16 protein-coding genes are annotated in these 20,966 nt (G+C 58.0%); 7 read left to right on the forward strand and 9 right to left on the reverse strand.

Going from position 1 to position 20,966, the window contains the following annotated elements; genetic code table 11:
* The first annotated feature begins 119 nt into the window (after positions 1 to 119).
* From HKX44_RS13555 to HKX44_RS13580, 6 genes are all read left to right on the forward strand, one after another.
* Positions 120 to 1,880, forward strand: coding sequence for a ShlB/FhaC/HecB family hemolysin secretion/activation protein (locus HKX44_RS13555; protein ID WP_276151852.1), 1,761 nt, complete (start codon positions 120 to 122; stop codon positions 1,878 to 1,880).
* Complete coding sequence (locus HKX44_RS13560; RefSeq protein ID WP_276153166.1) at positions 1,825 to 6,699, forward strand: MBG domain-containing protein; 4,875 nt, start codon at positions 1,825 to 1,827, stop codon at positions 6,697 to 6,699. The genes HKX44_RS13555 and HKX44_RS13560 overlap by 56 nt, the downstream gene beginning before the upstream one ends.
* Positions 6,700 to 6,712: 13 nt before the next feature.
* Entirely contained in the window at positions 6,713 to 8,650 is a 1,938-nt protein-coding gene (locus HKX44_RS13565; protein ID WP_276151854.1) for a caspase family protein, read from the forward strand.
* Between the two features lie 84 nt (positions 8,651 to 8,734).
* Positions 8,735 to 9,853 carry a cupin domain-containing protein gene (locus tag HKX44_RS13570; RefSeq protein WP_276151855.1) on the forward strand — a complete coding sequence of 373 codons (1,119 nt, stop codon included), beginning with the start codon at positions 8,735 to 8,737 and terminating at the stop codon, positions 9,851 to 9,853.
* 12 nt (positions 9,854 to 9,865) lie between these two features.
* Positions 9,866 to 10,789, forward strand: a complete 924-nt coding sequence (locus HKX44_RS13575) for a fumarylacetoacetate hydrolase family protein (RefSeq protein ID WP_276151856.1) — start codon at positions 9,866 to 9,868, stop codon at positions 10,787 to 10,789.
* Positions 10,786 to 11,640, forward strand: coding sequence for an alpha/beta hydrolase (locus HKX44_RS13580; RefSeq protein ID WP_276151857.1), 855 nt, complete (start codon positions 10,786 to 10,788; stop codon positions 11,638 to 11,640). Before HKX44_RS13575 ends, HKX44_RS13580 begins: the two co-directional genes overlap by 4 nt.
* Here HKX44_RS13580 and HKX44_RS13585 read toward each other — a convergent pair whose 3' ends face one another.
* The 7 genes from HKX44_RS13585 to HKX44_RS13615 all read right to left on the reverse strand — a co-directional run bounded on the left by HKX44_RS13585 (position 11,641) and on the right by HKX44_RS13615 (position 17,328).
* Entirely contained in the window at positions 11,641 to 12,033 is a 393-nt protein-coding gene (locus HKX44_RS13585) for a RidA family protein (RefSeq protein ID WP_276151858.1), read from the reverse strand.
* 25 nt (positions 12,034 to 12,058) lie between these two features.
* Positions 12,059 to 12,748: an ABC transporter ATP-binding protein gene (locus tag HKX44_RS13590; protein WP_276151859.1), complete on the reverse strand. Its 690-nt coding sequence runs from the start codon at positions 12,746 to 12,748 to the stop codon at positions 12,059 to 12,061.
* Positions 12,745 to 13,500 carry an ABC transporter ATP-binding protein gene (locus HKX44_RS13595; protein WP_276151860.1) on the reverse strand — a complete coding sequence of 252 codons (756 nt, stop codon included), beginning with the start codon at positions 13,498 to 13,500 and terminating at the stop codon, positions 12,745 to 12,747. Before HKX44_RS13595 ends, HKX44_RS13590 begins: the two co-directional genes overlap by 4 nt.
* Entirely contained in the window at positions 13,490 to 14,476 is a 987-nt protein-coding gene (locus HKX44_RS13600) for a branched-chain amino acid ABC transporter permease (protein WP_276151861.1), read from the reverse strand. Before HKX44_RS13600 ends, HKX44_RS13595 begins: the two co-directional genes overlap by 11 nt.
* A gap of 1 nt (position 14,477) precedes the next feature.
* On the reverse strand, positions 14,478 to 15,395 hold the full coding sequence (locus HKX44_RS13605; protein WP_276151862.1) for a branched-chain amino acid ABC transporter permease: 918 nt from the start codon (positions 15,393 to 15,395) through the stop codon (positions 14,478 to 14,480).
* Positions 15,396 to 15,450: 55 nt separating this feature from the next.
* Positions 15,451 to 16,629 (reverse strand): ABC transporter substrate-binding protein, encoded by a 1,179-nt coding sequence (locus tag HKX44_RS13610; RefSeq protein WP_276151863.1) that lies wholly within the window; start codon positions 16,627 to 16,629, stop codon positions 15,451 to 15,453.
* A gap of 246 nt (positions 16,630 to 16,875) precedes the next feature.
* On the reverse strand, positions 16,876 to 17,328 hold the full coding sequence (locus HKX44_RS13615; RefSeq protein WP_276151865.1) for a c-type cytochrome: 453 nt from the start codon (positions 17,326 to 17,328) through the stop codon (positions 16,876 to 16,878).
* Between the two features lie 189 nt (positions 17,329 to 17,517).
* Here HKX44_RS13615 and idi point away from each other — a divergent pair, with 189 nt between their 5' ends.
* A complete protein-coding gene (gene idi, locus HKX44_RS13620; RefSeq protein WP_276154252.1) occupies positions 17,518 to 18,045 on the forward strand; it encodes an isopentenyl-diphosphate Delta-isomerase in 528 nt (175 codons plus the stop codon).
* Between the two features lie 154 nt (positions 18,046 to 18,199).
* Here idi and HKX44_RS13625 read toward each other — a convergent pair whose 3' ends face one another.
* Positions 18,200 to 19,273: a ParB N-terminal domain-containing protein gene (locus HKX44_RS13625; protein WP_276151867.1), complete on the reverse strand. Its 1,074-nt coding sequence runs from the start codon at positions 19,271 to 19,273 to the stop codon at positions 18,200 to 18,202.
* A 16-nt stretch (positions 19,274 to 19,289) separates the two neighbouring features.
* Entirely contained in the window at positions 19,290 to 20,582 is a 1,293-nt protein-coding gene (locus tag HKX44_RS13630; protein WP_276151868.1) for an AAA family ATPase, read from the reverse strand.
* Positions 20,583 to 20,966 lie beyond the last annotated feature (384 nt).

Below are 20,966 nucleotides of genomic sequence, written 5' to 3' on the forward strand. Positions count from 1 at the left end.
CCTGCCTTCTTGGGTGCTAAGGTGACTTAACGGCAATTTTTCGAAACTGTTATTTTAACTCTATCATATCCGGGAGTTCTGTTGTGTCGGAACCCATTTTTTTAACGCGGAACACATCTGTGATTACTCAAACGTCGAAACGCCGCGCGCTGGCATTTGCCGCCTTGCTTGGCGGTACTTTGGGCTTTTCTGTCCTGCCCGACACAGGCCATACACAGACCGCCAGTGATATCACCCCGTCCTCATTTGCCCCTGACGCACAGCGCCTGAAAGGGGCGGTGGTGTTTTCCGGGGCCCGCGGGACAAAACCGCCGGCAGGGGCGGAAAAGCTGCTGATCAACCTATCCGGTGTCACCCTAAGCGACGCCCTGCCGCAAATGGCCGAAATCAACGCCGCAACCAAAGCGCGCCTGTCGGGCAAAACCATCACCGTGGCGGAAATTTTCAATGCCGCATCCGACCTTGAAACCGCCTATACGCAGGCCGGTTTTGTTCTGGCGCGTGTCGTCCTGCCAGCGCAGGAATTACGCGATGGCGGGCGGCTCAGAATTGTGGTGATCGACGGCTTTGTCGAAGAGGTAGACACCGCAAATGTGCCCGCCCCCGTGCGCGACCGGATCAGCCGGATCACCGGCCCGCTTGTCGGCAAGCGCAGTTTACGTTTGCCTGAAATCGAACGCCAGTTGCTGCTGGCTGGGGACACCTATGGGGTGGCGCTGGGGTCCGCCCTTGCGGCTGGGGCCACACCTGGCGGGACCTCTTTGATCCTCCAGCCCGAGTTCCGGCCCATCACCGGCTTCTTTGCTTTTGACAATGCCAACGCCAGTTCGCTTGGTCCGGTCAACCTAAGCGCGGGGGTTGAATTCAACTCGCCGTTCAATCTGGGTGAAACATTCTATGCCCGCCTGTCCGGATCGCCGGCCAGCAACAATGACAACGGCTTGGGGGCTTTCCTTGGCAGTGACCCGCGGGTGCGTACCCTATCGATCGGCGGCGTTGTGCCTTTGGGCTACAGCGGCCTGACCCTAAATGTCGAAGCCACCGACAGCCGCACCGCGCCTGATCCCTTGCCCTTGCCTACAACCAGCCGTTTTGACCGTACATCCGTGCGCCTGTTCTATCCGTTCATCCGCACCCGTAACCGCAATATCTCGGGTCAGCTCACGTTGGACCGTCAGACCGATGAACAGTTCCTTGTCGGTGCCGGTGATATCCGCACACCGGTCTACCAGGACAAAACCACGGTTCTGCGCGCCGCCCTTGACGGTTTCTGGCTGACCGAAGGCGGCACCGCAATCGAAGCGGGGGCCTCGCTTTCACGTGGCATCAATGCCCTTGGCGCGCGCAGTCTGGCCGATGTTGGTGGGGGCACTCCCCTGTCCCGGCAGGGCGCGGATGCAGAATTTACCAAACTCATCCTGTCAGGGCGCATGCGCCGTCCAATCAATGACACGTTCAACTTCTCGCTGGCGGGCCGGATGCAAACTTCGTTTGGCGATCCGATGCTGACCGCTGAACAGTTCGGCATTGCCGGCAGTCAGGAATTGTCAGCCTTTGATGCAGGCGCAATCAAAGGCGACAGCGGATTTGTCGCGCGTGCCGAAATTTCCATGCCAAAGCAGGTAAGCTATGGCGACACACCACTTTTAATCAGCCCATATATTTTTGGGGCCTACGGCGACGTCTCGCTGGAAGCGCCCACAGCGCAAGAAGCCGCTGATGTCTCGGCCACCTCGATCGGCATCGGCGTCGAGCTGAATACTTTAAGCAAATCCAATTTCTCGTCCGCAACCGTGCGGATCGAATACGCAAGGGGAACCCGTGATGATGACCAGCCGGACAACAACCGCTTTAGCATCCAAGGATCCTTCCGCTTCTAAGGCGCGCCGCCGGTTTACCCGCCATGCTTTGGCCTTTGCCACAGCGTTGACACCGGTTTGGGCTTCCGCACAAGACCTGCCAACCGGCGGGACCGTGGTGCATGGCACCGCCACCATCGCCACGCCGGGGCCAAATACCATGGTGATCAACCAGGGCAGCGACCGCGCGGTGGTGAACTGGGACGGGTTTTCCGTTGGTGCCGGCAACCGCGTGGATATCAATCAGCCGAACGAAAATTCTGCCATCCTCAACCGGGTAACCGGCGACACCACCAGCCAGATTCATGGCCAGATTAACGCCAATGGCCGCGTCTTTGTGGTCAATCCCAACGGCATTTTCATCGGGACCACCGGCGCGATCAACACCGGTAGTTTTGTCGCCTCGACCCTGGGCATCCGCACAGATGACTTTGTGACCGGCCAGACAGTTTTTGAAGGCGACGGGGCATCAGCCACCGTTGTCAACGAAGGCAACATTCAGGTGGTAACCGGCGGCTATGCCGCGCTGATCGGCGGCAAGGTCCGGAACTCAGGCATCATTCAGGCGCCTTTGGGGTTTGTCGGCTTGGGGTCCGGGGAACGGATCACGCTTGATCTGGCCGGCGACGGTTTCTTGCAGGTTGCGATCCCGACCAACTCGGATGACGACGGGCTGGAAGCCTTGATCGAAAACTCCGGTACCATTCAGGCCAATGGCGGCACGGTCCAGATCTCGGCAGCAACAGCCCGCAATGCGGCGCGACAGGCCATTAACATGAGCGGCGTCATCGAAGCGCGCACCGTTTCAGGGCGCAACGGGCGTGTGACCTTGGGCGGTGGTGGCGGCGGACGTGTCAAAGTCACCGGCAACATTCGCACCAAAACCCGCCGTCCTGCCATTCAGGTCACCCAATCCGCACGCCCTGCCCTGCGCCCCGAACGCGGCGGCGACATCACTATCACAGGGCGCGACATCACCCTTGAAGGGGCTAGCATTGACGCCAGCGGCACAGGTGGCGGTGGCAACATCCGCATTGGCGGCAACGCCCGCGGTGCCTCCGGGATGATGACGGCGGCGCAGCTGTCCGTTGATGCAGACACTGTAATTCGCGCAGATGCCCAAGCACAGGGCAACGGCGGACGCATCGTTTTATGGTCTGATCAGCGGACCGAGTTTGCCGGCAATATCTCGGCGCAGGGCGGTACCCTAAGCGGGGATGGCGGTTTTGTCGAAGTCTCCGGCAAAGCGGTCCTGCGCTATAGCGGTTTCACCGACACCCGGGCAGAAAATGGGGCATGGGGCAGTTTGCTGCTTGACCCCAACGACATCTTTGTCGTTGCCGCCCTCACTGGCGATGACGGTGATATCCTTGCCTCAACGGTTGAAAGCAATCTGGCGGGCGGGAATGTCTCCCTGTCCACTGCCGGTGCTGGCCCTGACGATGGCAGGATCGAAATCAATGCGCCGTTGAGCTGGTCAAGCGGCTCTGTCCTTTCGCTGAACGCCGAAACCGGTGTTGGCGCGATCGTCAGCAATGCAATTGAAATCAACGCGCCGATTACTGCACCCAACGGCACATTGCGTCTGACCGCCACCGAAGCGCCTGGTGCCTCCGGCCCGGCCCCGCAGGTGATCGAGACTGGCGCGAATGGCGACATTGATGTCGGATTGTTCCATATCGTCGAAGGTGACTGGCTCCAGCTTGGCACGGATTTCCCCGGTGCCGGCCTGCCGTCTTTTGCTGCTGACAACTTTGTTCTCGAAGAGGCCAATTTTCTGCGCGCCATCAGTGGCGACGGCGCGGCGAACCCCTTCCTGTTGACCGATGTTTACGGTTTGCAGGGCATTCACGGTTCGTTCAACTTTGCCCTGGCCAACGATATTGACGCCTCTGCCACAACCGGCTGGGAATCCCTTGATCCGCTGACAAACGGATTGCGCAACTCAGGCTTTGTGCCTCTGTCCTTTACCGGTAATTTCGAAGGCAACCGCAACGCCATCACCGGCATGTTTATCCGCCAGTATCCAGCGGCGGGTGGCGGTGATACCGGCCTGTTCGGGACATTGGGCGATAACCCATCCATTACAAACCTCAGCATTCTGGACGCAGATGTGGCCGGTGGGCGCGTTGGTATCCTTGCCGGCAGCAACGGCAGTTTCACAAGTGGCGTGCATGTGACCGGCACGGTTGTTTCTTACGGAGAGGCCGGCGGCGGCATTAGTGGCGTCATGCCTTTTGGCGTTCTGACAAACAGTTCAGCGGACGTCACAGTACGCGACGCGGTCGACCCTGCCGATATAAACAGCAATGCGGCAGGCGTCACCAGTCTGGGCGGCCTTGTCGGGATCAACGATGGTGACATCCTGAACGCGCGCAGCAACGGCAGCGTCACACTCAGCGTCGCCGAAGAAGGTTTCGCCGGGGGCCTTGTCGGCCAAAATGAAGACATCCTGCGCAATATCTATTCCGAAGCGTCCGTTACCGCGGCCAATACCGCGCCCTTTGCAGAGGCAACCATCGGCGGCCTTGTCGGAGAAAACCGTTTTGACGGAACGATCGAGAATGCCATTGCCACCGGTGCGGTCACATTGTCCCCCGATTGTTGCGGCGGATTTGGCCTCGCAGGGGGCCTTGTTGGCGAGGATGCCACATCAAACGAAAGCATCCTGTCGTCCTTCTGGAACATCGAAACGACAGGGCAAACCCTCAGTGGCCAGTCCGGCGAAACCACCGGAACGGCAACCGGCTCTGGTCAGTTCGAAGGCGCATTTGGTGAAACCACCGCCAGCCTGCGCGATGCCGAACTGTTCACTCAGGCGGCCCTGTCGGGCGGCTGGAGTTTTACAACGGCTTGGGCCATTCCACAGGATGGCGTCGATATGGCACGACTCTATTCTGTTGATCCGGTGATCACCGCGACTGATCCGTCGTTGCCGATCCCCGAGTTTGAATACAACGGCAGCACCACAGGCTTCTCTGCCGATGCCAGCTCTACCTTCTCCGGTGGGCCAACCGATTATGTCTTTGGGCCTTTGGGCGACACCGGCGATCTTTCCGTGATGGTGGACCAGATCATCCTGTCTGACGCCAATGTCGGCGATGTCACATTCACCTTCCCCACCAGCTATACCAGCGATCTGGGCCAGGTTTTTGACGTGCGGTCCTTCCCCAAGGACGCAACAGTTGTCGCTGCACCGCTGAGCATCACCATCAACCCGACGACCAAAGTCTATGGCGAAGAGTTAAGCCTTGAAGGGATCGATTTCACCGCAGATACCCTTCACGGTACCGATACGATAACCGGCGCGGACATCATCAGTGACGGGGCACCAGCAACGGCGGATGCGGCGACCTATGCGTTGAACATCGAGAACCTCACCGGCACGGGCCTGTCGAACTACACGCTGACAATCACCCCCGGCACTCTGGAAGTCACCCCTGCCCCGCTGACCCTGACAGCTGATGATCAAAGTAAATCACCCGGCACTGTCTTTACCTTTACCGGCACGGAATTCACCGTGGAGGGGTTGGTGAACGACGACACCGTGACCAGTGCCACCTTGACCAGTGACGCCGCGGCGGCGGATGCACCTATTACCGGCGAAGGCCCTGCCGCCGCGATCTTTATCACTGATCCGCAAGGCACCGGTCTGGCGAACTATGAGATCACCCTTGTGAATGGCGTGTTTGTCGTGGCCCCCGGTAATCTGGTCATCACCGCGCTGGACCAGACCAAGGTTTACGGCAGCACCTTCACCTTCAACGGTACCGAGTTCAGCGTAACCGGTCTGGCCGAAGGGGACAGCGTGGACAGTGTCACCCTGACAAGTGCCGGTGCCGACGGCAGCGCACAGGTCGGTGACGGGCCGTTCACCATCACCGCCAGCAACGCGGTTGGCACCGGTCTGGACCAATATACGCTGGTCTTTGCCGATGGCAGCTTTGCCGTAACGCCGGCACCGCTGACGGTCACCGCGCTGGATCAGTTCAAACAACCCGACCAGCCTTTTACCTTCACCGGTACGGAATTCACCACAACCGGTCTTTTCAACGACGATGCTATTACCAGTGTCACCCTGACCAGCGACGGGGCCAGCCCCGAAGCAACGGTCGAGGGCAGCCCCTATACCATCGAATTGAGTAATGTGACCGGGACCGGATTGGACAACTATACCGTCAGCACGGCAAACGGCAGCTTTGTGGTTCAGAACCTGATTGCACCGCCCACTGTGACACCCCCGACCGGCGGCAGCAGAACCATTTTCAACCCGCGCGACATCATCACCATCGCACTGCCCGGGCGCGATCCGACGGGCGATATCCAATCAGCAGGCCGCGGTGGACGTCCCGCTCAAACCTTGCAAAAGGCCGAAGAAGTCGCCGAATTTGTCGACACGGTTTCAACGGAACTGGAACTGCAAATTCAATCCTGTGGCTCCGCCGATCAGGACTTTGACCGGTATATGACCTGCCTCAGTGACTCGCTGGATACCTATTCCAACGCTCTGGATGAGATCGTGAATGATCTGCCCAAGGGCCTTGAAACGGTCTCTGCCACAATCCGCACTGCGGCTGATGAAATCAGGGCTTCTGCCGCCCGCGCCCAGCGTCGCCTTGCCGGTGCCACCACAGATGCCCAGCGTCGTGCAATCCGCCGTCAGGCCGTAACCGAAGCAATTGGGGCCATCAGCACGGCCAAGTCGGAAATTCGCAAGGCAATCTCACTGATCCGCGCGGAAGATCCCGAAGTAACCGCCGTGCAGCGCCGCACTGGCGCGCGGATTGTTCAGGCCTTTGATACGGTAGAGACTTCCATGGTCCGCGCCGTTGAACTCTGACAACGGAGGCAAGATGCGCAGGTTTCTGATCCGCACAATTGCCGTCCTGACGCTTGCTCTGGTCCTGCCGCTGCACGTGCAGGCGCAAGAACGCCGTGTTGCCCTGATCATCGGAAATTCCGATTATCAACGGGTCACGCCGCTGGACAATCCGGGCAACGATGCCACGGACCTGCATGTCGCCCTTGAAGGGCTCGGCTTTGATGTGCTGCTTGGGCTGGACATGACCGGCACAGAGATGTCCGGCCTTGCTGACAAATTCGTCAAGGCCATCGAAACCGCTGATGTTGCGCTGTTTTATTATGCCGGCCACGGGTTTCAGGTCGGTGGGCAAAACTATCTTGTGCCGGTGGATGCCGAAATCCAGACGCCGCAGGATGTGCAGGACCAAACCGTCCGCCTGACGGATATCCTTGGCAAAATGGAACAGGCACCGGGTATCAAATTTGTCTTCCTTGATGCCTGTCGCAATGATCCCTTTGAAGGAGCGATCACGGCGGTATCCGAAGGTCTGGCGCGGATCGGCAATGCCCGTGACTTCATGATCTCATTTGCCACCCAACCCGATAACGTTGCCTATGACGGGTCAGGGCGGAACAGCTTTTTCACCTCTGCCCTGCTCAGCCATATTTATACGCCCGGCCTCGATATTTCGGACATGATGATCAACGTACGCAAGGACGTGCTGGCCGCAACCGGCGGGCGGCAGATCCCTTGGGAAAACTCTTCGCTGACACGCCAATTCCGGTTTGATCCGCGCCCCGATGCCGGGTCTGCCGAAACCCTGCTTTGGCAGGTTGCTGCAAACGCGGGTGACCCCCAGCTGATGGAGCTATACGCAGAACGCTATCCCCAAGGGGCCCATGTCGCCGAGGTGCTGGCCTTTCTTGATCCGGCAAATCCCGGTGCCCCCCTGTCACGCGACTACTCCCCGCAAGAGCGTAACGCACAAGAAGAGCGCCTGTGGCAACTGGCGCGGCGCAGCCGGATGCGGCCCTTGGTGGAATTCTACATCGCAAAGTATCCCGATGGCACATACATCGGGGACGCCAGCCGGCTGATTGCCACCCTGCCCGCCGAGGGCAACGCCGGTTCTGGCCGCTTGTGTGAACGCCTTGCCACCCATCCACGCGACAGCACGGCAAAAACCACCGGTGTGCCGTTCAGCAGACTGAAGGAAAACGCACTTTCGGCGATGCAGGCCTGTCAGGCCGCCGCGCAAGAAAATCCCGAACTGCCCCATTATACCGCCTTGCTTGCACGAGCCACGGTTGCCGCCGGCGATATGGATCAGGCGATCCGCCTCTATCAAGAGGCCGCCACACGCGGCGACTTGCGTGCCATGGTCAGCCTTGCCTTGCTCACCGAAACCGGTCGCGGGGTGCCCGCCAGCCCGGTCGAGGCGCTGCGCCTTTACCAACGGGCTGCCAGTCTGGGCAGTCCCGACGCCAAGATTAATCTCGCGGTTGCCCTGTTCGAAGGGCAAGGGTTGGAAAAGGACGAGCCCCGCGCGGTCGAATTGCTGAAAGAGGCCGCCGATCTTGGCTCTGCCATTGCCACCTTTAACCTTGGCGTACTGGCGCGCGACGGCGTTGCCGGTGATCCTGCCGAGGCGCTGGGGTATTTCAAACGGGCAATCACATCAGGCGAACCGCGCGGGTATATTGCCAGCGCCATCATCCTTGACGAAGGCCGCATCGCCCCACGCAACCCGGAGGCCGCCGCCAATATGTTGCTGCGCGGTGCCGCCGAAGATACCGGTGAAAGTATCCGGCAACTGACCGAGAATACCGGTGATTGGTCGCGAGACACCGTCAAAGCCGTGCAGGAACGCCTGAAAGCGGCCGGGTTTTACACCAGCACCATCGACGGGCGCAGCGGCCCGAATTTTGCCGCGGCCCTTGAAACATGGCGCAATGGTGGGTTTGAACCGGACGTTTTGATCGAATAAGCGCCAACACCCGCCGCGACGGGTTGCCTTGTGCGCCGCAATAGCTACGATATCCTTTAAGCTTAAAACAGATAGGGGGATCGTATGACACAGACAGGTGAAAACCACCGCGAGGATGTGGCCGGCCGCGCCAATGTCGAAGACACGCCCGAGTTGCTGGCCTATTACGACGAACTGGGCGGGCATCACGCCGGTGCCCTTTGGACGGTTGCCAACAAGATCGAACCATGGGAGCCGAAATCAGCTTCGGTGCCAGTGTTATGGCGCTACGCCGATCTGCGCGAAAAAGTGCTGCGTTCGGTCGATCTGGTAACGCCGGAAAAAGCTGGCCGTCGGGTGATCTATTTCAACAATCCGGGCCGCACCGATGTCTCTGCCGCTGTCGGCTGGATCTATGCCGGGCTGCAAGTGATGCACCCGGGCGAGAAAGCCACCGCACACCGCCATTCCGCCTCCGCCATCCGCTTTATCATGGAAGGCAGCGGCGCCTATACCGTTGTCGATGGTCACAAGATGACATTGGGCCAGAACGATTTTGTCCTGACGCCCAACGGCACCTGGCACGAACACGCAGTCGAGGAAACCGGCACCCCCTGTATCTGGCAGGACGGGCTAGACATTCCTTTCGTCAACGCCATGGAGGCGAATTTTTTCGAGGTGCATCCAGACCTGAGCGAACCCGTGGCCTATCCTGTGGACGACATGACCAGAACATGGGGTCATGCGGGGCTGACGCCGGGTGGTGGCAGCTGGAACAACGGCTATTCGCCGATGTTCAAATACGAATGGGACCGCACCTATGAGGCGCTCAACGCCTACGCCAGCGTCTCCGACCCCTCGCCGTTTGACGGCACATTGATGGAATATGTGAACCCCACCACCAACGGACCGGTGATGAAAACACTGGGGGCAAGTATGCAACGCCTCGCCCCTGCTGAGCGCACCAAGGCCCACCGCCACACCGGCAGCTATCTATATCAGGTTGCAAAAGGGTCCGGTCATTCGGTGATCAATGGCCAACGGTTCGACTGGACCGAACGGGATATTTTCTGTGTGCCCTCATGGGCTTGGCACGAACATGCCAATGCCTCGACCAGCGACGACGCTGTTCTTTTTTGCCTTAACGATCTGCCCGTCATCCGTGCCCTTGGCCTCTACCGCGAAGAAGCACTGGGTGAGAACGGCGGCCACCAGCCCACATAAGTCAGGACCATTATGAAACTTGTTACCTATAAAACCGATGTCGAAGCCGCCGCACGCCTTGGCGTGATCGAAGACGGTATCGTTGTGGATGTCGCAGGCTTTGGCGAGGCATCCGGCCTTGATCTGCCCTCCCGTATGCTCGATTTCATCGACCTTGGGCCGGTTGCCGTGCGCCAGCTGCGCGAGGCTCTGCACATTGCGGATGGCGATTGGGGCAACGCGCTTGCCCTGCCCGTCGAAACTGTGACCCTGCTGGCCCCGATCCCGCGCCCGCGCAAGAATGTCTTTGGCATCGGGCTGAACTATCTCGATCACGTCACCGAAAGCGCCAAGGCGCTGGATACCGATGATGCCTTGCCGAAAGAACCGGTTGTGTTCTCAAAACCGCCCACCTCGGTTGTCGGCCCCAACGATCCGGTACGCCATGATGCGGACATGACCCAACAGCTGGATTGGGAGGTCGAACTGGCCGTGATCATCGGCACCGCCGCCAGCCATGCCACCCGCGAAAACGCATTAAAACATGTGTTCGGCTATTCGGTGATGATCGACATTTCTGCCCGCGACAACCGCCGCGCCGGTCAGTGGATTTTCTCCAAAGGGATGGACAGCTATGCCCCCTTCGGCCCCTGCATCGTCACCGCTGATGAAATTCCCGACCCGCAACAGCTGGACCTCTGGCTGACAGTGAACGGCGTGGAAAAACAAAGTTCGAACACCTCCAAGATGCTGTTTAAAGTAGACGAATTGATTTCCGATCTGTCGCGCGGCATCACCTTGGAACCCGGTGACATCATCGCATCCGGCACCCCCGAAGGGGTCGGCGCGGGACGTGATCCGCAGGAATGGCTGTGGCCCGGTGACGTAATCGAGGCCTATGTCGAGGGCATCGGCACAATCCGCCATCCGGTGATTAACGCGACGAAATTCAAATGAAGTTCCCGCTCGACCCACAGATTGATCACGACTTCAACGCCCGCGAAAGTGTCGCGTCTTTTGACGATGAGTATGGCAAGCTGATCACGCTCAGTGATCACGCCATGGCTACCCTGCCGCGGCGGGCCGATCTGGTCTTTGATCCCGAAAGCGGTGCCGCCCTCGATCTTTATGGCGTTGAAAAGGGCCGCCCTGTTTTCCTGTGGATTCATGGCGGGTATTGGCGGATTGGCGATAAGAAAGGCAACGCTTTTGCCGCCCCCGGACTGGTGGCAAACGGCGTCGCCGTCGCGGTGATGGATTATTCACTGGCCCCCGCTGCCAGCCTTGAACAAATTGTGCATGAAGTACGCAGCGCCGTGGCTTGGCTGCACCGCGAGGGGCCGGCGATGGGGCTTAATACCCCCAAAATCCATGTGGGAGGATCCTCAGCCGGCGGGCATCTGACGGGTGCGGTCATCGCAGAGGGATGGCATGCCGACTACAGTCTGCCCGACACAGTCATCGGTGCCGCGCTGGCGCTCAGCGGTATTTACGATCTGGAACCCCTGCTGTCGACGCAGGTGAATGCGTGGATGGATATGGACATGGGCACCGTTGCGGCCCTGTCGCCGATCCGGCACATCCCCGAACAGTCACAGACCCAGCTGATCCTGTCTGTCGGGGGGCAGGAACGCGCTGGATTTCTGCGCGAAACCGAGAGTTTCAATGCCGCCTGGACGGCAAAAGGGCATTCGGTGGTTCAGGTCGAAATGGCCGATTACAACCATTTCGACATCACCGGCACCCTTGCTGATCCGCAGGCGGAACTGGTGCAGGCGACCTTGAAGGCGATCAAGGCCTGCCCTTGATCAAAGAACCGCTGTCGCTTCGATTTCCAACAGCGCTTCATCCTCGACCAGACCAGCCACCACAACCATCGTCATCGCCGGAAAATGCCGCCCCAAAACCTTGCGATAAACGGCACCAACTTCGGCCTGCCGTGCAAGGTACTCTTTCTTGTCAACGACGTACCAGGTCAACCGGACCAGATCTTCGATCTTGCCACCTGCCGCGTCCAAAACGGCAACGATATTATTCAGGGCCTGTTCCATTTGCCCGATGAAATCCTGGCTCTCAAAAACCTGATCCCCATTCCATCCGATTTGGCCGCCAATAAACAGCTGATTATCGGCGGTTTTCATGCCATTTGCATAGCCTTTGGCCTTTGCCCATCCTTCGGGTTGGATTACGTCATGTGCCATTGTCATTCTCCTTTAGAATATTCGTTCAAACACCCAGATACTGGTCGCGTATCTCGGGTGTCAGTGTGTCCATATCGCCATGCCATACCGACACGCCGCGTTCCAAAATCACAACCTTATCAGCGACTTGCCGCAATTCTCTTAGGGTCTTATCCACCACCAGAATGGCCAGATCGCCGGTCTGTTTCAGCCGCGCAATCGCCGCCCAGATTTCCTGCCGGACCACCGGTGCCAGTCCTTCGGTGGCCTCGTCCAGAATTAACAACCGCGGATTCGTCATCAACGCCCGGCCAATTGCCAACATCTGCTGTTCACCCCCAGACAGCGAACCGGCAAGTTGGTCGCGCCGCTCTGCCAGACGTGGGAAAAGATCATGCACCGCCGCAAAATCCCACGCTCCAGCGCGGGCTGACGCATAGAGGTTTTCATACACGCTAAGGTTGGTGAAACACCGCCGCCCCTCAGGCACCAGACCTAACCCAAGCTGCGCCGCCTTATGCGGGGCAAGACCGGCAATGTCATGACCGGCAAACTGCACCTGACCCTGACTGTGTTTCAACAAGCGGCAAATCACCTTGATTGTGGTTGATTTCCCCATCCCATTGCGCCCCATCAGTGCCACAACCTGTCCGTCTTCGATGTTTAAATCAACACCGAACAACGCCTGTGATGCACCGTAAGACGCTGAAATTTCTTTCATTTCCAAAAGGTTCATGCCGCACCCTCCTCGCCCAGATAGGCGACGCGCACATCAGGGTTTGTGCGAATTTCTTCGACAGTGCCGGTTGCGATAATCTTGCCATAAACCAGTACCGAAATCCGGTCTGCGCAGGCAAACACCGCATCCATGTCATGTTCCACAAGCAGGATCGGAGCCTCCTGCTTTAACTCTTGCAGAAATCCGGTCAGCCGCTTTGACCCCTCCGCACCCATGCCCGCCATTGGTTCATCCATCAGAAAGGCCTTGGGGGCCAAAGTCAGCGCCACGGCAACCTCCAGCTGGCGGCGCTGACCGTGCGACAATTCCGCCGTGATGGTGTTTTCCTGCGCCTCAAGCCCGACCCGTGTCAAAGCCGCCCGCGCCCGTGCCAACAGCGCCGCGTCCTTCATCGCCGGCTTGAAAAACCGAAAGACGGCGCCGCTCTGGCCGACCGCCCCCAATACCGCGTTTTCCAACACGGTATAATCCATCGCCAGCGCCGAAATCTGGAACGTCCGCCCCAGCCCCATCCGGGCCCGCGCCGCGGTTGTCATGCCGGTAACATTGCGTCCCAGAAACTCCACGGTACCACTGTCCGGTTTCAACCCGCCGGCAATCTGTTTGATCAGCGTCGATTTTCCCGCTCCGTTCGGCCCAATCAGCGCATGAATTTCGCCCACATGCAGGTCCAGCGATATGCCGTCACTCGCGGCCAATGCTCCAAAACTTTTGCGAATGTCACGGACGTTCAGAATACTATTGCCCATGGCCGGCCTCCCGTTTCGCCAGCTTGCCAATAATGCCGCCTTTGGCAAACAGCACGACAGCCAGCAGGATCACACCCAGATAGATGAACCAATAATCCGACAAACCGCCAAGCACATGTTCCAGTAGGATAAACAGGGCTGCGCCAACCACAGGACCGAACAACCGCGCAACGCCACCCAGTATGATAAAGATCATGATCTCACCTGAAATCTGCCAGCTGAACATTGTCGGGCTGACAAAGCGGTTCAGATCGGCAAACAACGCCCCGGCCAGACCGGTGATCGCCCCCGAGATGACAAAAGCCACCAACCGCAACCGATAGACATTAATGCCAACGGTTAACGCACGTTCCTCATTCTGATGCGCCCCGTTCAGCGCCAGACCAAACGGCGATTTGTTCAACCGGTCGACCAGAAACAACACAATACAAAGCAGCGCAAAACAGATGCCGAAGAACTGGATCGGGTCCAGCGTGTTCAGCCCCGGAAACTGGTTACGCACGTATATCGACAGCCCGTCTTCGCCCCCGTAGGCCGGCCAAGATATTGTAAAATAATAAAACATCTGCCCAAAGGCGAGCGTAACCATGATAAAGTAAACGCCGCTGGTGCGCAGCGACAAGGCCCCCACCAACAGCGCGACAAGCCCGCTTGATACGATCGCGACCAGCCAGATTACCGGCATTGAATTGGTCCCTTCGATCAAAAACGGGGTTTCCATTATTGGCGTATAATTCTGTGCATGACTGGCCAGAATGCCCATGGCATAGCCCCCCACCCCGAAAAACGCGGCATGACCAAAGCTGACCAGCCCCCCCTGCCCCAGCGCCAGGTTCAGCCCGACACCGGCCAACGCAAAAATCACCGCGCGGGTGGCCAGTGTGATGGTAAACGGCTCGTCCGTTACCACCGCAGAGGCCGGAACAATCACAAGGATCAGCAGGACAAATATATCCAGCGTGCGTTCTTGAAACATCTCAGGAACCCCCGAAAAGGCCGGTCGGTTTGAAAATCAACACCCCCGCCATCAGAATATAGATCAACATCGACGCCAACGCCGAGCCCACCGTCGTTGCACTTGACGGGTCCATGAAACTGCCGAAAACAACCGGCAACATTGTCCGGCCCAGAGTATCGGTCAGCCCGACCAATACAGCGCCGGCAAGCGCCCCTTTGATCGACCCGATGCCGCCGATCACAATCACCACAAAGGCAAGGATCAGCACCGGTTCCCCCATGCCAACCTCAACAGACTGGATCGCCCCGACCAACGCACCGGACAGGCCGGCCAGCGCCGCCCCCAGAGCAAAGACCAATGTATAAAGCACCGAAATATCCACGCCCAGGGCACCAATCATCTCGCGGTCATTTTCACCGGCCCGAATGCGCATCCCGACACGGGTTTTCGAAATCAACAGGAACAACCCCACAGCAACGGCCAAGCCGATGCCGATGATCGTCAGACGGTACAACGAATATTCAATGCCACCGGGCAAGGTTACCGTCCCCTTGAGGTAGTCGGGAATATTCAGAAAAAGTGGAAACGACCCGAAAACCCAACGGGTCCCTTCCGAGAAAATCAGGATCATCGCAAAAGTCGCCAACACCTGTTCAAGGTGATCACGATCATACAAACGGCGGATCACGCTCAGCTCGATCAGGGCACCAATCATCGCCGCGGCTGCCATGCTGGCAATTAGTGCCAGAAGGAAGTTGCCGGTCCACCCGGCAACCGCCGCCGCCGCAAAAGCACCGATCATATAAAGCGACCCATGCGCGAGGTTGATCAACCCCATCACACCGAAAATAAGGGTCAGCCCTGCCGCCATCAGAAACAGCATCACGCCAAATTGCAGCCCATTCAGGATCTGCTCAATCAGTAACAGCATGTTCATGGAAAATCCCCGCGATGTTTTCCGGCAGGGTCACCCCCGCCGGAAAACCACTTTCTTACCACTTCAAAGGACAGTCAGCGGCATAAACGTCCTGCCGATCGGCAATCGCCACCTCAACAGCCGTGTTGGTAAAGATGTCACCATCCTTGACGACCTTACGCACCCAGAAATCCTGAATTGGGTGCTGGTTGTTGCCAAAGCTGAATTTGCCACGGGTAGAGACAAAATCGGCTTCGCGCAGCGCCGCGCGGAAGGCATCCGTGTCTTTCACATCCGCCTTGGCCGCAGCCGAAGCGATCAGGGATGCCGTATCAAAACCCTGCTGGGCATAGATCGACGGAATACGGCCATACTCTGCCTTGAAGGTCTCGACAAAAGCGCGGCTGGCGTCGTTGTCCAGGTCGGGTGCCCATTGCGCGGTGTTCAACACACCCTCTGCCGCATCCCCAACCGCGGGCAGGATCGTCTGGTCGAAACTGAACGCCGGCCCGACAAGTGGCAGGTCGATCCCGCTGTCGGCATATTGCTTGAGAAACGAGATGCCCATGCCGCCGGGCGCAAAGAAAAAGATGCCATCTGCATCCGAGGCGCGCATCTGCGCTATCTCGGCGGCATAATCGGTCTGGCCCAGCTTGGTGAACAGCTCGGTTTCGATCTCCCCCTCAAACATCCGCTTGAAACCGGTCAGGGCATCCTTGCCCGCTGGATAGTTCGGCGCAAAGATGAATGCTTTTTTCATACCCATCTTGTTGGCGGTGGCACCTGCCGCTTCGTGCGGTCCGTCATTCTGCCATGCCACGTTGAAATAGTTTTCATGGCATCCACGACCGGCCAACTGTGCCGGACCAGCGTTCGGCGAGATATAGAATTTTCCCTGTGCCGTCGTCGCCGGTGCAACCGCCAACGCAAGGTTCGAAAAGACCAAACCGGTCATGATGTCGACCTTTTCAGACTGGATCATCTTGTCAGCCACTTGAACGGCGATGTCGGGCTTGCGCTGATCATCCTCGACAATCACATCAATACCTTCATTGCCGGCCTGCTTGATGCCGAGCAGGAAACCATCACGGATGTCCACACCCAACCCGGCGCCGCCGCCGGTCAGGGTTGTAATCAACCCGATCTTAACTTTGCCACCGTGGCCATCTGCCAAAACCGGCGCGGTCAAGCCAAGTGCAAGCGCACTTGCCGCGCCAATTGTTTTGATTGTCTGTTTAATAAATATTGAGTTCATGTCGTTCTCCCAGATTATTTCCGACGCTTTTGATGCGCCCTGTGTCGTCAGTTTGTGCCGCAACGACGTCAATTGGAATGACTTAATAGCAAAACGCTACTCTGGGTCTGATAGTATTTCAAGCCTGAAATATTTTGATATAAAACGGTTTCACCAACTGCGCACAACATCCCTACCCCCTCAACAAAAAACGGCGCTGAAAAATCAGCGCCGTTCAAAGCTTGGTTCATTGCTGTAACTGCCGGATCAGTTCTCAGCAGGCTGCGGCCCAACAGACACCAGATAGGCCCAGACATTCTTTGCGTCTTCTTCATCCCGCAGTTTGAAGGACATTTTCGACTTGGCTTTCTTGTCGTCATTATAGGTCCGCAAGAACCCGCGCGGATCTGCGACATAGGCAACGAAATCGGCCTCGTTCCATTCCAAGCCGGCCTCACCAGCCTGCACAATGGATTTGCCATATTTTTTGCCGAACTCTTCGTTGCCGCCCGCCATGCTGCCAAAGATACCGTACAGGTTTGGCCCGCTGCGCCCACCTTTGGCGATCACCTCGCCTGCGGCATCTACAATGCCATGGCACGATTTGCATTTCTTAAAGACACCTTCGCCCGCCGCGGCATCGCCCGTCGCGTGCCCGTCAGCAAAGGCCGGCCCCGCCATTAACGCCAAACCCAAAGCGGCCGTTTTCAAAATATTCATCTCTGCACTCCTAATACTCTACGTTGCCTACGCCCAGCCTAGAGGAATTTTCCAAAAGACAAACCCCGACGAAGGGCCAAAGTGATCAAAACACTGCGACCAATCGCCCTGCCTTCGGCGAAATCTTGCATCTGCGGCGGGTTTTATGGCACTAACCCGCGGCAATCGAAACCGACGATGGACCACAGTATGCAGCCCCGCGAGATCATGATCCCCGCTTGGGTCGACGGCACCCTAACACCGGTTGAAAAGCTGGCCGTCCACCAACGCGGTTTGCGCCATCTGGCGGTGTCGGTGTTTGTGATCCACGATGGCGCAATCCTGATCCAGCAGCGGGCCCTAGGAAAATACCACACTCCCGGCCTGTGGGCGAATACCTGTTGCACACATCCGGAATGGGGTGAGCTGCCGCTGGACTGTGCCCGTCGACGCCTGACTGAAGAGTTGGGCATTACTGGGCTGGCGCTTTCCCACCGCGGGCAGGTCGAATACCGCGCCGAGGTTGGGCAGGACATGATCGAACATGAAGTCGTAGAGGTCTTTCTGGCAGAGGCGGGTCCGTCCCTGCCGCTGGATCCGAACCCCGACGAAGTTATGGCCACACGTTGGATCACCCCCGAGACGCTGGCGCAGGAAGTTGCGCAGGCACCGGACCGGTTTACGCCTTGGCTGCGTATCTATCTGGAGAAACACGGCAAGCTGATCTTTGGCGGCTGAAACAGAGCCTAATATATAGACTAGGGACTAATTCATCGGGCTAGCAACCCGTCCAGCGCGGGCGGGGACCAACACCTGGCCAGCGCCGCCGCTAAAACCTATCTGATTGATACGCTGACACAAATCCAATCTGTCCCCGCGGGGACACCCTGACCTATTGCGCCAGGGTGTCCAGGAATGCCTTAACCGCCGCCTCGATCCGCTTGCGTTCAAAACCGCTGAAGTCCTGCGCCAGTCTCAGCTCGATCCGACCATCTGCAACTGTGCATTTGGCCTCCCCCTCGGGACGCGACAGACGGAAGGTCGTCTTAGACTTTTGCGCACCACCGCCCAGCTTAACCTTCTTCTTGGGGGGCTGGCCGGCCTGGGCCACAAACTCCGCCAACAGTGCTTGTTCCTGCTCTGGCGTACGATCTCCGTCACCAGACAACAGCCGGTTCAAAGAAGTCTGCGCCTCCGGCCCCTCGTCCAGACGGCGTACAAGCGAAAGCCCCAAAGCGCGCGGCACAGCCTCAACATGTTTGATCCGCCCGTCCGTCGCCGAAAGCAGCCGCACAAAATGTTTGATATAGCTGCGCTTTTGACGCCCCGAAGAGGCAAAGAGCAATTCGACAGCATGGTCATAGCCATCGACATCCGGCGCCTGCTTGCAATAACGGATCGCCAGCTGGGCCATTTCACCAAACGAAACACCACGTCGGACCAGGTTTTCATCCACCATCTGACGGTAGAGCCGCAACAGGTTTTCACCCTTTGCATTGATCCCCGCGGGGATGCGCGCGAACCGCTCGTCGCCGGTTTCCTCGAACAGTTCACGATATGCCGTGAACCGCCGGAACCCTTGGATCAATTCGAAATGATCGCCGATCTGTTCAACGCGGATCGGGTTGGACAGGCCTATCTCCTGAATGGAACACTTTAGCTCGTCAATCTCGGCATCCCGGCCCGGCGCACGATCCCGGGTCAATTTCTCTGTTCGGATCGCGTCGAGCGGCACCAGATCAGTGATCAATCCCGCCTTTTTCATCCGCACGTGTTCATGTGCTAAGGCATCGTTCTCCTGCCGGATCGCAGCCTCGGCAGTTTGCCGTTCAGACAGCGCCTCGGCATTCTCCGATATCGCGGCGGCCATGGGCCCACGCCGCTCTGTCCCCGCGGGGACAGAGGTGGATGGCGTCTCCTCAACATCATCGAAATCGATATCAAAAATGCGTTTCTTCTTACTCATGTCGTCGTCCTAAACCTTACAGGGTGTCCCAAGCGGTGATGAGATGGCCCTTGAATTCATCATAAGCCTGATCAAATGACGCCCGCGCGCGGCGCCATGTTTCGCGCGTCATATCGCGATAGTCGGTTTCGTAAATCGAACTGAGGAACCGGCCTGATTGCTCGACCGCACGTGTCATTTCAATCGGATGCGCAGCCAACCTATCGCCAAACACCTTGCCAAATGCCTGCTGCATCGCGCGGTGCAATTCATTGTTCGCTTCGAACCGCGTGATCAGGAAACGCACGTCGGCAAACACCTTGGGCAAGGTCAGTGTCCCCGCGGGGACAGCACCACCAAATCGCTCCAGATCCTCCAGCGCCTCGGCCAACTGACCGATAAAGGATGTGGTGGAGTCATACTCCCAATACCCCGGACCAGATGGAATATAGAGGACGTCAGCCGCAAACACTGCGTTCATCGACTGATACCCAATCGCAGGCGGGCAATCAAAGATGATCATGTCATAGGCATCATCCGGCAATGAATCGAGATAGCGCGACACCGCGGCAAAGAACGACCATTCCGGGTTCAAGTGCCGGTACTGCGCGCTGGCAAATTCGACGAAGGCCGCGTTGGCACAAGAGGGCAGGGCGTCAATGGTGGGCCAGTTGGTCGACTTGATAAAGTCGGTCGCCCGCAGATCACTCAGCCCCATTTCAGTGATCGCCGATGGTAGCTTGCGCACGGGCAGGGCCTTGCCGCTTTCGGCACCGCTGGTCACCGCGTTCATCCGTTCGGTCTCATGGATCAGATCCCGCGCCATGACTCCCCAGACGGTGTATTCCTCGCTCACATCATTCAGACCCATTGAATGACTAAGGGTGGCTTGCGGATCGAAATCCACCACCAGCACCCGATAGCCGTCAAGGGCCGCGGCATGGGCAAAGTGCAGCGCGACGGTCGACTTGCCTGCCCCCCCTTTGAAGTTGGCCACCGCCGCCCGGATCGCCCGCTTCCCCTTGGGGCGCTCCGGCATCAGCGATTTGCGGTTCACCTTCAGCCGGCGGCGCAGCTCGTTGATCTCCTCAAGCGTATACCAGTGCTGCCGCCCTTCTTCTTCGGTTTGCCCCTGAGGCAAAGACGGGTCCGCTGCCAGGCGCCCGCGCAGGGTTGACTGGTTTACTTTAAAGATCAGCTCTGCCACTTCCCAACTAGAGAATCGGCGCAGAGTCTTCTCACTCTCGGGTGAAAAAGTCTGCTGACGGATAAATCCCTGCATCTTCAGGGACTGCGCCTGCAAGCGCGCCAGATCTTGGTGTGTGAACATACTGCTATATGCCTCTTTTCATTTGCGTTTTCTTTTCTGTCCCCGCGGGGACACTGTAATCTTGCAAAAACCAATTCCAACAGGACGCTAAATCACAGCATTTCTTGATTTACGCCCAATTTGTATAAGATGTAAATCCGGATAATATCAATAATAGCCATATCTATAGGCCTAAAACCGCGAATCGACATGCATCTGCCCGCTGGCGGAGCAGACAGGCCCATTAGGGGACAGAGTTTCTGGGACGAGCCCCTAATAGGGGACATGTTTGAACTAATAGGGGACAGCCTGAATGTCCCCCTATACCTATTATACCTAGTTTTCTTTTCATGTTTTAGGGACATACCGAGCCTAACTAACGGTTTCGCTTGACAATATGGGTGC

The sequence above is a fragment of the Sulfitobacter sp. M05 genome (assembly GCF_029285175.1).
Lineage (GTDB): Bacteria > Pseudomonadota > Alphaproteobacteria > Rhodobacterales > Rhodobacteraceae > Sulfitobacter.

Bases quoted from the DNA above. Each gene is read 5' to 3' on its own strand.
- HKX44_RS13615 (WP_276151865.1), bottom strand. From the start codon at position 17,328: ATGAATATTTTGAAAACGGCCGCTTTGGGTTTGGCGTTAATGGCGGGG.
- HKX44_RS13595 (WP_276151860.1), bottom strand. From the start codon at position 13,500: ATGGGCAATAGTATTCTGAACGTCCGTGACATTCGCAAAAGTTTTGGA.
- HKX44_RS13585 (WP_276151858.1), bottom strand. From the start codon at position 12,033: ATGGCACATGACGTAATCCAACCCGAAGGATGGGCAAAGGCCAAAGGC.
- HKX44_RS13580 (WP_276151857.1), top strand. From the start codon at position 10,786: ATGAAGTTCCCGCTCGACCCACAGATTGATCACGACTTCAACGCCCGC.
- HKX44_RS13575 (WP_276151856.1), top strand. From the start codon at position 9,866: ATGAAACTTGTTACCTATAAAACCGATGTCGAAGCCGCCGCACGCCTT.
- HKX44_RS13565 (WP_276151854.1), top strand. From the start codon at position 6,713: ATGCGCAGGTTTCTGATCCGCACAATTGCCGTCCTGACGCTTGCTCTG.
- HKX44_RS13570 (WP_276151855.1), top strand. From the start codon at position 8,735: ATGACACAGACAGGTGAAAACCACCGCGAGGATGTGGCCGGCCGCGCC.
- HKX44_RS13605 (WP_276151862.1), bottom strand. From the start codon at position 15,395: ATGAACATGCTGTTACTGATTGAGCAGATCCTGAATGGGCTGCAATTT.
- HKX44_RS13630 (WP_276151868.1), bottom strand. From the start codon at position 20,582: ATGTTCACACACCAAGATCTGGCGCGCTTGCAGGCGCAGTCCCTGAAG.
- HKX44_RS13590 (WP_276151859.1), bottom strand. From the start codon at position 12,748: ATGAACCTTTTGGAAATGAAAGAAATTTCAGCGTCTTACGGTGCATCA.
- idi (WP_276154252.1), top strand. From the start codon at position 17,518: ATGCAGCCCCGCGAGATCATGATCCCCGCTTGGGTCGACGGCACCCTA.
- HKX44_RS13625 (WP_276151867.1), bottom strand. From the start codon at position 19,273: ATGAGTAAGAAGAAACGCATTTTTGATATCGATTTCGATGATGTTGAG.
- HKX44_RS13560 (WP_276153166.1), top strand. From the start codon at position 1,825: ATGATGACCAGCCGGACAACAACCGCTTTAGCATCCAAGGATCCTTCC.
- HKX44_RS13610 (WP_276151863.1), bottom strand. From the start codon at position 16,629: ATGAACTCAATATTTATTAAACAGACAATCAAAACAATTGGCGCGGCA.
- HKX44_RS13600 (WP_276151861.1), bottom strand. From the start codon at position 14,476: ATGTTTCAAGAACGCACGCTGGATATATTTGTCCTGCTGATCCTTGTG.